9 protein-coding genes are annotated in these 12,993 nt (G+C 30.2%); 7 read left to right on the top strand and 2 right to left on the bottom strand.

Going from position 1 to position 12,993, the window contains the following annotated elements; all coding sequences use genetic code 11:
* Positions 1 to 61 precede the first annotated feature (61 nt).
* The 4 genes from proS (at position 62) to HMPREF9630_RS05615 (ending at position 7,558) form a co-directional block, all read left to right on the top strand.
* Entirely contained in the window at positions 62 to 1,510 is a 1,449-nt protein-coding gene (proS, locus tag HMPREF9630_RS05630) for a proline--tRNA ligase (RefSeq protein ID WP_009527550.1), read from the top strand.
* 228 nt (positions 1,511 to 1,738) lie between these two features.
* A complete protein-coding gene (locus tag HMPREF9630_RS05625; protein ID WP_009527549.1) occupies positions 1,739 to 2,254 on the top strand; it encodes a cob(I)yrinic acid a,c-diamide adenosyltransferase in 516 nt (171 codons plus the stop codon).
* Positions 2,255 to 2,264: 10 nt separating this feature from the next.
* Complete coding sequence (locus tag HMPREF9630_RS05620) at positions 2,265 to 2,873, top strand: histidine phosphatase family protein (RefSeq protein WP_009527548.1); 609 nt, start codon at positions 2,265 to 2,267, stop codon at positions 2,871 to 2,873.
* Positions 2,874 to 3,220: 347 nt separating this feature from the next.
* Positions 3,221 to 7,558 carry a 2-hydroxyacyl-CoA dehydratase gene (locus tag HMPREF9630_RS05615; protein WP_009527547.1) on the top strand — a complete coding sequence of 1,446 codons (4,338 nt, stop codon included), beginning with the start codon at positions 3,221 to 3,223 and terminating at the stop codon, positions 7,556 to 7,558.
* 69 nt (positions 7,559 to 7,627) lie between these two features.
* Here the strand turns inward: HMPREF9630_RS05615 and HMPREF9630_RS05610 are convergent, their stop codons facing one another.
* The gene (locus tag HMPREF9630_RS05610; protein ID WP_009527546.1) at positions 7,628 to 8,344 is read right to left on the bottom strand and encodes a TraX family protein; all 717 of its coding nucleotides are present in this window, start codon (positions 8,342 to 8,344) and stop codon (positions 7,628 to 7,630) included.
* A 177-nt stretch (positions 8,345 to 8,521) separates the two neighbouring features.
* On the opposite strand from HMPREF9630_RS05610, the gene HMPREF9630_RS05605 reads away from it, so the two are divergent.
* On the top strand, positions 8,522 to 9,193 hold the full coding sequence (locus HMPREF9630_RS05605) for a response regulator transcription factor (RefSeq protein WP_009527545.1): 672 nt from the start codon (positions 8,522 to 8,524) through the stop codon (positions 9,191 to 9,193).
* Between the two features lie 4 nt (positions 9,194 to 9,197).
* Positions 9,198 to 10,562 (top strand): sensor histidine kinase, encoded by a 1,365-nt coding sequence (locus tag HMPREF9630_RS05600; protein WP_009527544.1) that lies wholly within the window; start codon positions 9,198 to 9,200, stop codon positions 10,560 to 10,562.
* A gap of 58 nt (positions 10,563 to 10,620) precedes the next feature.
* On the opposite strand, the gene HMPREF9630_RS05595 is transcribed toward HMPREF9630_RS05600, so the two are convergent.
* On the bottom strand, positions 10,621 to 11,283 hold the full coding sequence (locus tag HMPREF9630_RS05595; RefSeq protein ID WP_009527543.1) for a GntR family transcriptional regulator: 663 nt from the start codon (positions 11,281 to 11,283) through the stop codon (positions 10,621 to 10,623).
* A gap of 594 nt (positions 11,284 to 11,877) precedes the next feature.
* Here HMPREF9630_RS05595 and HMPREF9630_RS05590 point away from each other — a divergent pair.
* A complete protein-coding gene (locus HMPREF9630_RS05590; protein ID WP_009527542.1) occupies positions 11,878 to 12,993 on the top strand; it encodes a TolC family protein in 1,116 nt (371 codons plus the stop codon).

Here is a 12,993-nt window from a genome sequence, read left to right as displayed (position 1 = left end):
TAATAAAAAAGATGAGCTTAATGCGAGTTGAAGTGTTAAGCTCATTTACTTGGAGGAATATATGTCGAAAAATAAAAAAGAAGACTTTGTAAAAGATATTACAAATATGGAAGATGACTTTGCACAATGGTATACAGATGTGATAAGAAAAACGGATTTAGTAGATTATTCACCTGTAAAAGGATTTATGGTAATAAAACCATATGGATACGAAATATGGGAAAATATACAGGCATTTTTAGATATAAGATTTAAGGAAACAGGACACAAAAATTGTTATTTTCCTCTACTTATACCTGAAAGTCTGTTAAACAAAGAAAAAGAGCACGTAGAAGGCTTTGCACCTGAAGTTGCATGGGTTACACATGGAGGTAGTGAAGAGCTTGCAGAAAGATTGTGTGTAAGACCTACATCAGAGACTATAATATGCTCAATGTATTCAAAGTGGTTGACTTCATATAGAGAATTACCATATTTGTATAATCAATGGTGCAGTGTTGTACGTTGGGAAAAATCAACAAGACCGTTTCTAAGAACATCAGAATTTTTATGGCAAGAAGGTCATACTTTACATGAAACTTATGAAGAAGCTCAAAAAGAAACTTTGCAAATGCTTGATATATACAGAGAATTGGCAGAGGATGTGCTTGCTATACCTATGATTCTTGGGGAAAAATCAGAAAGCGAAAAATTTGCAGGAGCATATGCGACATATACTATAGAAGCGCTTATGCACGATGGAAAAGCTCTTCAATCAGGTACATCTCATAACCTTGGACAGCATTTTACGAAAGCATTTGACATAACATATCAAAGCAGAGAAAGTAAACTGGAATATCCGTTCCATACGTCTTGGGGAGTAAGTACAAGATTGATAGGCGGACTTATAATGGTACATGGAGATAACAGAGGACTTGTATTGCCACCGAGAGTAGCGCCTATACAAGTGGTTGTCATACCTATTCAACAACAAAAAGAAGGCGTACTTGAAGCTACACAAAAAATATCCGACAGTCTTAAAAAATTGGGTATAAGAGTTCTGTTAGACTCAGATAAAAATACAACACCGGGTTGGAAATTTAATGAATATGAGATGAAGGGCGTGCCTTTAAGAATAGAATTAGGGCCGAGAGATTTACAAAATAATATTGTGATGGTATCAAGAAGAGATACATTGGAAAAATTCCAATTAAGTATAGAGGAATTAGAAACAAAAATACCGGAGTTATTGGACAACGTGCATAATACAATGTTTGAAAAAGCTCTAAAAAATAGAGAAGAAAAAACTTTCTTAGTAGAAGATTATGAGCAGTTCAAAAAGATGATGTCCGAGAAACCGGGTTTTGCAAAAACTATGTGGTGCGGTGATGCGGAATGTGAAAAGAAAGTAAAAGAAGAAACTGCCGCCACTATAAGATGTATACCGTTTGAACAGGAAAATCTCGCAGATGTTTGTCCGTTCTGTGGCAAACCTGCAAAACACATGGTGTATATAGCAAAAGCATATTAATTTTATAATATGGACACTAATAAATATATTCTTTTAAATTAGCTTATTAATAATTTATTAATAAGCTAATTTAATTTGATATTAATAATATTACAAATTATAAAGTTTAGAAATTCTATAATTTCCGGTTTAAAAAAATATCGATATTCAATTAGATAATCGCATAAATACTTTTTAATATAAGTATAGGTTTAAAAATCAGTGTAATATATAAATCAAGGAGATTTTATGGAAAAGGGATACGTTCAAGTATATACAGGAAACGGTAAGGGTAAGACTACCTGCGCTTTAGGGCTTAGTTTAAGGGCTGTTTGCAGCGGTAAAAAAGTTTTTTTCGGTCAGTTTTTGAAAGGAATGGATTACAGTGAATTAAAAGCACCGAATATATTGCCTAATTTTACTCTCAAACAGTATGGTGCAGACAGGTTTATAGGAAAAAATCCGAGAAAAGAAGATTATGAAATGGCAAGAGACGCATTTGAAGATGCAAAAAAAAATCTGCTTTCCAATAATTATGATATAATAGTATTGGATGAGATTAATGTCGCCTGTTATATGGGACTTATAAGTGTTGACGAACTCATAAATTTGATAAGTATAAAGCCTGATAATGTAGAATTGGTGCTTACAGGCAGATATGCAGATGAAAAAATAATAGAGATTGCGGATTTGGTTACGAATATGGACGAGATAAAGCATTATTATAAAAAAGGCGTACAGGCGAGGGTTGGAATAGAAAAATAAAAGGTGATTTATGAAAATATATATTACAAGACATGGTCGGACTATATGGAACGAAGAAGGAAAACTCCAAGGCTCTCTTGATTCTCCACTCACACAAGAGGGCATACAAATGGCAAAGGATTTGTCAAAGAGGATATTGCCCTATAACATAGAACTTATTGTAACATCAGACTTGAAAAGAGCAAAAGATACGTCTTCCTATATAAGAGGGAATATGGATATTCCTATATGGTATTTTGAAGAATTAAGGGAAATGTCATATGGTGTATGGGACGGTATGAAAATGGAAGAAGTTTACGAAAAATACGCAAATGAATTTGAAAAATTCAAAAAAGACCCATATAATTACAACAACGGAAGTGGAGAAACGTATCATCAGTTGATAGATAGAGTTAAGGCGTCGCTTGAAAAAATAAAAAATTGTGGATACGAAAACGTACTTATAGTTTCACACGGAATAACTGTTAAAGCGCTCAGAATAATACTTGAAAATCAGCCATTTGAAAATATAGGAAGGTTGCCGGTCATAACAGGATGCACTCTTATAGGATATGAAGTTTTAAAGGATAAAGTAAATAAAATAATGCAGGAAGAAGTGTATGATGATATTCCTATGTAAGTTGAAAAATACTTGTCTTTAAAGTAAAAAATGTGTAAATTTAGTATAAGAAAGTTTTAAAATATATTAATTTGGTATAAATAGACAAAATATTTATGCAAATATTTAATAATTATGATTTATAGTATATATTTTTAAAAAATCTATATTATCTTAAAATAAATGGCAGCATTAAATATAAAGTTGAAGCTTATTGAATTTATTATAGTCTATTTTAATAAAAATTATTTGCACAAATTGTTTGTTGATTGTAAGTGTGTATTATTTTACATATAAAGTTTATGACTTTTATAGTTTGAGGCAATATAAGATATATTGATGTCTTTGATTTTGCCTGTGGAGGAAATATGTTGGACGTAATAAACATAGGAATAGACATAGGTTCTACGACTGTGAAATTGGTTGTGCTTGATGATAATAACGAGATTTTATATTCAAGGTATGAACGACACCATGCAAATATTAATGAAACATTGAAAATGCTTGTTACAGAGGCGTATTCCAAGTTTGAAAATGTAAAAGTGACTGTAAGTATAACCGGTTCAGGCGGAATGAGTCTTGCTCAGGCATTGAGAGTAAGTTTTGTTCAAGAGGTTATTGCTTCTACAAAAGCAGTAAAAACTTTTGATCCGGATACTGATGTAGCTATAGAATTAGGTGGAGAAGACGCAAAAATCACATATTTCTATGACAGTGTTGAACAAAAGATGAACGGAACTTGTGCAGGAGGTACAGGCTCTTTTATAGATCAGATGGCATCACTTTTACAAACAGATGCAACAGGACTTAATGAACTCGCTAAAAATTATACAACTATATATCCGATAGCTGCAAGATGTGGAGTTTTTGCAAAGACAGATGTGCAGCCTCTTTTAAACGAAGGCGTTAAAAAAGAAGATATAGCAGCATCTATATTTCAAGCAGTTGTAATTCAAACTATAAGCGGTCTTGCTTGCGGTATGCCTATAAGAGGAAAGGTGGCATTTTTAGGAGGTCCTCTATATTATTTATCAGAGCTTAGAAAAAGATTTATAGAAACTTTGAAATTGAGCGATGAAAATATAATATTCCCTGCTAATTCTCAGCTTTATGTCGCAATAGGAGCTGCACTTTTATCAAAAGAAACATCTGTAATCAGATTTTATGACCTTGTTCAAGCATTTGATAATATGAAGTTAAATGCACTTATAGAAAGTGACAGATTAAAGCCGCTTTTTAAAGATGAAGAAGAGTATGAAGAATTTAAGCAAAGACATTCTAAAGAAAATGTTAAGAGAAAAGATTTATCGGCTTATAGCGGAAATTGCTATCTTGGAATAGATGCCGGCTCTACCACTACAAAAGTGGCTCTTATAGATGATGAAGGTGCGTTGCTTTGGACACATTATGGAAGCAATAACGGTTCACCGCTAAAATCTACCATAAATGCACTTAAAGAAATGTACAAACTTATGCCCAAATCTGCTAACATAGTTTATTCGACTGTTACAGGCTATGGAGAAGGTCTTTTGCAAAAGGCGCTTAAAGTGGATTTTGGAGAAATAGAAACTGTTGCACACTATAAAGCGGCAGATTTCTTCTTAAACGGAGTTGATTTCATACTTGACATAGGCGGTCAAGATATGAAATGTTTGAAAATAAAAAATAATACAATAGATTCTATAGCACTGAATGAGGCGTGTTCATCAGGTTGTGGTTCATTTTTGGATACATTTGCAAAATCTCTCAATATATCAATACAAGATTTTGTGAAAGAGTCGATAAAAGCAAAAAATCCGGTAGATTTAGGCTCAAGATGTACAGTTTTTATGAATTCGAGGGTAAAACAATCTCAAAAAGAAGGTGCAAGTGTAGGAGATATAAGTGCAGGTTTATGTTATTCAGTAATAAAAAATGCTCTTTATAAAGTAATTAAGATAAAAAATAAAGAAGATTTAGGAACAAAAATTGTCGTACAGGGCGGTACATTTTATAATGACGCAGTGCTAAGAGCGTTTGAACTGTTATCCGAAACAGAGGTTATAAGACCTGATATAGCAGGTATTATGGGGGCATTCGGTTGTGCCATAATTGCACGTTCAAGATATGAACAAGGGTATCAGACAAAGTTATTACAAGCTGAAGAACTTGATAATTTTGAAATGCAAACTGAAATATCAAGATGTGCCAAATGTTCAAATCATTGTCTGCTCACTATAAATCAATTTGCAGACAAAGAAGTGTTTATATCAGGAAACAGATGCGAAAAGGGACTTGGAGAAACATATAAGAAAAATAATTTGCCTAATATATTTGATTATAAATATAAGAGGTTATTTTCATATAAATCTCTAAAAAAAGATGAGGCTGTAAGAGGTAAAATAGGTATCCCGAGAGTGCTCAATATATATGAAAATTATCCTTTATGGCATACATTTTTTACTACCTTAGGCTTTGAAGTAGTGTTATCAGACAGGTCAAGTATGAAGATATATGAAAAAGGAATAGAAACTATACCGTCAGAATCGGCTTGTTTCCCTGCGAAATTAACTCACGGTCATATGATGAACCTTGTTGAAAAAGGGATAGAAAAAATATTTTATCCAAGTGTAGTATATGAAGTAAAGGAAGATAAAGTAGACGCTACAAACAATTATAACTGTCCGATAGTAATATCATATCCTGAAGTTTTAAAGAACAATATGGATATTTTAAGAGAAAAAAATATTACGGTATTTAATCCGTTTTTGGCATTGGATCAAAAGAAAGCGGTTATAAATCAATTATATACTATGCTTAAAAAAGACTATGATATTGCGAAAAATGAAGTGGAAAAAGCTTATGAGAAAGCTTTGGCAGAGTATGATGATTTCAAGAAAGATATAATGCAAAAAGGCGAAGAGACTTTAAAATATATTGAAGAGACAGGTACGAAGGCAATAGTCTTATCAGGAAGACCATATCACTTGGATCCTCATATAAATCACGGAATACCGGAAGTAATAACATCACTTGGAATGTGCGTTCTTACAGAAGATAGTATAGCACATCTTTCAACAGATGAGAAAAAATTGAGAGTAGTCAATCAATGGACATATCATTCAAGACTTTACAGAGCTACAGATGTCGTTTCAAAGAGGAAAGATTTGGAGCTTGTACAGCTTAATTCCTTCGGATGCGGATTGGATGCAGTAACTACTGATCAGGTTGCTGAAATGCTTGCATACAACAACAAGATATACACTTGTTTGAAAATAGATGAAGTAAGTAACTTGGGTGCAGTAAAAATAAGACTTCGCTCGTTGAAGGCAAGTATGATAGAAAGAGATAAAAATTGCATATTGCCGGAAAAAATAGGTGAAAACAAAGAAAGAATAGTATTTACAAAAGATATGAGAAAAACTCATACCATACTTTGTCCGGAAATGTCGCCAATTCACTTTGATTTGTTAGAGTCAGCATTTAATTATTCCGGATATAAGCTTGTGCTTTTAAGAGATGATACAGGTGCTATAGATGAAGGGCTTAAATATGTAAATAATGACGCTTGCTATCCGGCTATAATAGTAATAGGTCAGCTTATAAAAGCGTTAAAATCAGGCAAATATGATTTGAATACCACATCAGTGCTTATGTCGCAAACAGGTGGAGGTTGTAGGGCAACAAACTATATAGCATTTTTGAGAAAAGCCTTGAAAGATTCGGGTTTTGAAAACATACCTGTAATATCAATAAATCCTAAAGGTTTTGAAAAAAATCCCGGATTTAAATTGAATTTAAATACATTGGACAGAGCATTACAGGCGCTTATATATGGTGATTTGCTGATGCAACTATTATATGCTTCAAGACCGTATGAAAAAACTGTAGGCTCAGCTAATGATTTGTACAAGGAAATATCAAATACATTTAAATCAGACTTAAAAGAACATAATAAGAAAAAATTTATAAAAAATATATATAATGCAGTAAATAAATTTGATCAATTGGAAAGATATGATATTAAAAAGCCTAAAGTAGGTATAGTGGGAGAGATACTTGTAAAATTCCATCCTACAGCTAACAACTCTGTTGTAAAAGTAGTAGAAGACGAAGGTGCAGAGGCAGTGGTACCGTCATTGCTTGACTTCATACTATATACATTATACAACTCCAATTTTTCAAAAGAACATTTGGGAAGAAGTAAAAAAGGTAATTTTATAAGTAATTTGGTATTAGGCTATATTGAAAATTATAGAAAACATTTAAGAGATGCACTTGAAAAATCAAGATATTTTGAAAAACCTTCAACTATAAATGAAATAGCAGATGGAGCATCTAATGTTATGTCACTTGGACATCAAACAGGAGAAGGTTGGTTTTTAACAGGTGAGATGATAGAACTTATCAACAGTGGAGTGAAAAATATAATCTGTGTTCAGCCGTTTGCATGTTTACCTAATCACGTTACAGGCAAAGGAATGGCAAAAGAGCTTAAAAGATTGTATAAAGGTACTAATATAGCACCTATAGATTATGATCCCGGAGCATCGGAAGTAAATCAGCTTAACAGGATAAAACTTATGATGTCAAGAGCATTCGAGAATTTTAAAGAAGAAAACGGACAAATAGCTGAACTGAAAGGACTTATAGAGCAAAAAGATGATTTACTTGTATTGCTTAAAAACAAAGTAATACCTGAAAAACAACATAAATTAAAAGTATAGAACAATAGTAAAACGGACTGTTGCAAATTATGAAAATAACAGCAACAGTCCGTTTTTATTCGGATATATTTACTTTACCATAATATAATTAATGTAATTTATTATCCATAAATGAACAGGATAGAATATATAGAAGAAATATTTTGAAAAGGCGTTGTTAAGCCCTTGCTTTCTGTTATATATCTTCAGTAGAGGTATTATAGATATGAATAAAAATTCGCAGCGCTTCAACATAAATATAATCGGATTTGGTGATTGTAAAGAAAAATTAAGAGTAAGTGCAAATAAAACGGCTGAAAATATCAAATATGCTATATTTCTCTTCTTCTCATCATCGTGATATATATAAGAAAAATACATAAATAGTAGTATTATAAAGCCGCCTTCAAAGAAATCTGATATATAAAACAGTGCAAAGCAACAGATAAATCTTATAAAAAAATTCTTTTTGACCTTGCTTAATATGAACAGCATTGTTAAACCTATTGCGTATGTCATAATTATACTGTTTCTTATGACTATGTTATATGGAGCATACAAAGCGTTGAAAAAGTGATTGCCTATAAGCATAAATATTGCAAAGCCGTATAATCTCAAAAGGTATTTTTTTAGATTTTTTGTATATAAAAATCCGTCTACAACCAAATACGCAAAACCGACAGCAACACATCTTGAAAGTATTTTAAATAAAATATTCAAACTGTCGGATACAAAAAAATCTATATGGTCAAGTACCATTAAAAAAGCAAGCAATAATTTAAATTGAAATCTGTTGAGTTGCAGCATATAAATCTCCTTGTTTAAGGCAAATAATTTATAAGGATATTTTTTACAAGCGGTAATTGTTTTTAATAAGATACCGATATAAAACCATAATTTACTAAAAAAACTTGCCAATATGTGATATAATAAAAATTATAACAGTATTAAAAGATTATTTCAAATAAATTTTTGGAGGAAATTATGATAGTATATATAGTGGAAGATGATGAAGATATAAGACAAATAGAAGAATATGCTCTTAAAAATAGCGGATTTGATACATATGGCTTTGAAAATTCAATATCATTTTATGAAAAAATGGAAGTTAAACTTCCTGACATAATAATTCTCGATATTATGCTGCCTACAGAGAACGGATTTGAAATACTTGAATATTTAAAAAGTAAAGAGAGATATCAGGACATACCTGTTATAATGATAACAGCAAAAGATATGGAGATAGATAAGGTGAAATGTCTTGACTTGGGAGCAGATGATTATATAGTAAAACCGTTCGGTCTCATGGAATTTATATCAAGAGTCAAGGTAGTGTTAAGACGTGCAAGAAAAGATATGGAATTGGACGAGATAAGGTATGAAAATGTAGTTATTGAACCTAAGAGCCACAATGTTTTGGTAGATGGTGAAAAAATAGTTTTGACAAACAAAGAGTATGAACTTTTAAAATATTTGATGGTAAATAAAAATATAGTTTTAACAAGACAAAAATTGATGAACAATGTGTGGGGGTTTGATTTTGAAGGGGAGACAAGGACAGTAGATGCTCATATAAAATCTTTGAGACAAAAATTAGGCATTGCAAACAATATAATAAAGACGGTAAGGAATGTGGGATATAAAATAGGTGAGTAAGATTATGAGAAAAAAGTTGTTTGTGTTGATGGCTACACTATCACTTTTAGGGGTTACAATAACAAGTGTTGTAATATATTTTATAATGCAAATGAATATAGGCTTGTTTATGAGAAAGAGCGGTATATTGCTTGACCAAGTCTATTATATAAATAAATACGTCAGCGAATCACAAAATGAAATAATGTTATTTATAATCATATTTATCGTGATATCATTTTTTCTAATAAATATGATAACTAATCATATAATAAAAGATATAAATGAAAACTATAAATCCCAAGACTATATAAGAGCATTGGAAGGAGATATAAAAAATCAAAAAAACGAGATAATGTCTTTGCAGGATTTGATGATTGAAGAGGCGTATAAGACAAGGTATATATTCAATAAAATTCACGAAGGTTTAATACTTTTGGATGATGAAAAAAGAATAATACACATAAATGAAAGTGCAAAAAACTTATTGAATATAGACAAAAACTATGATTTTACAGGAAAACATATGTTGTTTGCTGTAAAAAGTGTGGAGCTTAACAACCAACTTGACAATATATTAGAAGAATCGAAAATGCCGACAACTATGAAAATAAACGACAGATATTTGAAATCATATGTAAATGCTATGGTTGAAAATGGAAAACTTCAAGGAATTTTTTGTGTTATAGTTGATGATACGCTTATGTATGAAAATGAGTTTGCAAGACGTACATTTACAACCAATGTTACTCATGAGCTGAAAACACCACTTACATCTATAGCCGGATATGCAGAAATTATGAAAAATATGGATGTTACAAAAGAAGATATAAAAGTATTTTCTGACAATATAATAAAAAATACAAACAAGATGATAAATATGATAAACGATATAATAAAATTATCTTCTTTAGTGGATATTAACAATATAGAAAAGAAAAAAGTGAGTCTTGATACAGTTATCAAAAAATGTATAAAAAATCTTGAAATTCAAGCGAAATTAAAAAACATAGATATATCTACTAATATACAAGAAGATGTGTTTGTATATGCTAATGAGAGCCTTATGTACGATATGGTCAACAATATAATAAGCAATGCAATAAAATATAATGTGCAAGATGGAAAAGTGATGATTGATTGCAATAGAGACGGAAATAAAGTTATATTTAAGGCAAGAGATACAGGAATAGGAATTTCAGAAAAATATAAGGAAAAAGTGTTTGAAAGATTTTTCACAGTAGATAAAAGTCGCTCAAAAAATCTTGGAGGCTCCGGTTTGGGGCTTTCTATAGTTAAGCATATAGCTAAAGTGCATAATGCCTATATAAGACTTGACAGTAAAGAAAATGAAGGTACAGAGATAACAGTGGAGTTTAACCTAATATAAATAGAGTGTGTATGAAAAATTTGATTTTTATTTTCGTACACACTCTATTTTATATATATTACGAATCTTTGGTAGTCTTTTTAAACATTTCTTTAAAGAGGTTTTCTGCTCTTTTGTAGTGATATTCATTTAATTTTATGCATTTATCTATATCATTCTCTGAAAAAGCCTTTATCATATCCTCGTGAGTTTTTATACTGCCTTTTTGCATATCTACAATCTCTTTTTCATAATAACATCTGAGCAATATTTCGTGCAGGACGTTATATTGCTTATACAATTTTTTTAATCTTGAATTATTTGAAAAATCTATAAATGTTTTGTGAAATTCATAGTCATATTTAAAATATTCTACAGTACCCACATTATCTTTTTGAAGGGCAACATATTTTTTCAATGTCTTAACAACTTCTTTTATATCTGATTTTTGCATTGAAAGTTGGATTCCTGTATTTGTTATACCCATAAGTATTTCATTTACTTCCAGATAAAAATCAGCATCGAATCCTACGACTAATGCACCTGTATTATCTATGCTTTCTATCAAGCCATCTGAGAAGAGTCTGTTTATAGCATCACGAATAGGAGAGGAACTGACATTAAATCTTTCTTGTAAAGTTCTATTTACTATTTTAGAGCCAAAAGGAATGTCTTGATTTATAATTTGCATTTTCAGTTCATCATATATCTGATCGCTGAGGAACCTTTTGATAATAGTCATAATATACTCCTTAAAGAATCAATTTTATATGATATTAGGCTGTATTATATTTATGTACTTTTATAAAAAACTAATAAAATTATTTTTGTAAAATTTAAGCACTAATTAAAAATTATCATATATTATAAAAAATAAGCAAAAATTTTATGAGATAACGTTATTATGAGTAAAACTTATATAGAGTTTTATAAACATAATTATTTTAGAATAAAAAAACTCATATCAATAATACAGTATTATAACATTATTTATATATTTACACAATAGTTTAATGCCATTATCCGATTAAACGCAGATATTTTTAATATGTCGGGACATAGCTCAATTTAATGCTAAAATTCAACAAAACTATATAAAAATAGAATTGTATAAATTTAGTGAAAATATAAGACTAATTATAGGCTTATCATATAAATTATATATTATTTCATTAGAAATTAGTTAAACAGTAATAAATTTTAAAACTTAACAAAGTATTAAATTTTATTTAACAATTTATGTAATGTGTTAAAAATAAAAATAATTGTGATATAATTACAAATATAAAAGTGATTATAGAAAATTAATAGAATAAATAATTAAGGAGATGATATTTTGAAATCAAGATTAACAGCCATAGTTTTAAGTATAGCTATGTTAATACCGTCATTTTCATATGCGCAAAACAAGTTGACATATGAAGATGCTTTTAAAAAAGCTGTACAAAATAACTTACAATTAGAAAAAGTACAAAAGAATTTAGATAAAGTAGATGAAACTTTAACGACAGGCACAAATAAAGATGAACAAATGCAAAATTTCAATCAAAGCGGTCAAGCATCAGAACAAGGTATGGAAAATGCTATTGCATCCATAAATTCCTCTTTGCAATATCAAAATCTCATAGATGATGAAAAAGCGTTGAAGATGAGCTATGAAGCGCAAAGTGATGCAATAAGCGTGGGGCTTAAAAATATATTTTTGAAGATAGAATACCTTGAAAAAAATGCGGTTCTTATAGAAGAAAAGATTGCCAATATGGGCAAAAACATATCCATAAATACGATTAAATACAAATACGGTATGATTAGTAAATTAGATTTTGAAAATTCTCAATTAGAACTGGATAAATTAAAAAACTCTCAAAAAGAGAACACTCTTCAATTAGAATCAGCATATAAAGACTTATCCAATATAGTGGGTAGCAAAGTGAATCAAAAAGTGGAATATATAAAGATAGAATATAAAACTCTATCATCACTTGGCATATCAAAAGAGTCAGCAATAGGCACAGCTATATCACAAGCACCTGCCATATTTAGACAAAATGCAAACATAAGAGCATTAGAAGAGCGTATTAAATACGATTTATTGGACAAATCACAAACTTCGCTTCCGAGAGAAGAAACATCGACAAGTGTAGGAATACAAGACGTAAATTTGAGAATAAATAAGCAGTCAATAGAAAATGCAGTAATTGAAACAGCAAATACTATAGAAAATTTAGAACTCAATATAAATAATATCAATAATCAAATTGAAAACTTACAAAGACAATCAAAAAATATGGCACAATTGGTAAAATTAGGAATGAAAACAAACATAGAGTTGGAAAATCTAAATTTGCAAATAGAAGATCTAAAAATGCAAAGAAGAAACTTATTAAACAATCATAATATATCATTAGAAAGATATACAAAACCATATCTTTTGAGCTTAACAGGTGAATAA

The organism is Peptoanaerobacter stomatis (assembly GCF_000238095.2).
Classification (GTDB): domain Bacteria; phylum Bacillota; class Clostridia; order Peptostreptococcales; family Filifactoraceae; genus Peptoanaerobacter; species Peptoanaerobacter stomatis_A.
The sequence above is the reverse complement of the archived record's forward strand: the minus strand, read 5'-3'. Positions and strand labels throughout refer to the sequence as shown.

Excerpts from the sequence above, each read along its gene's own strand:
- proS (WP_009527550.1), top strand. The coding sequence starts at position 62 with ATGTCGAAAAATAAAAAAGAAGACTTTGTAAAAGATATTACAAATATG.
- HMPREF9630_RS05625 (WP_009527549.1), top strand. The coding sequence starts at position 1,739 with ATGGAAAAGGGATACGTTCAAGTATATACAGGAAACGGTAAGGGTAAG.
- HMPREF9630_RS05620 (WP_009527548.1), top strand. The coding sequence starts at position 2,265 with ATGAAAATATATATTACAAGACATGGTCGGACTATATGGAACGAAGAA.
- HMPREF9630_RS05615 (WP_009527547.1), top strand. The coding sequence starts at position 3,221 with ATGTTGGACGTAATAAACATAGGAATAGACATAGGTTCTACGACTGTG.
- HMPREF9630_RS05610 (WP_009527546.1), bottom strand. The coding sequence starts at position 8,344 with ATGCTGCAACTCAACAGATTTCAATTTAAATTATTGCTTGCTTTTTTA.
- HMPREF9630_RS05605 (WP_009527545.1), top strand. The coding sequence starts at position 8,522 with ATGATAGTATATATAGTGGAAGATGATGAAGATATAAGACAAATAGAA.
- HMPREF9630_RS05600 (WP_009527544.1), top strand. The coding sequence starts at position 9,198 with ATGAGAAAAAAGTTGTTTGTGTTGATGGCTACACTATCACTTTTAGGG.
- HMPREF9630_RS05595 (WP_009527543.1), bottom strand. The coding sequence starts at position 11,283 with ATGACTATTATCAAAAGGTTCCTCAGCGATCAGATATATGATGAACTG.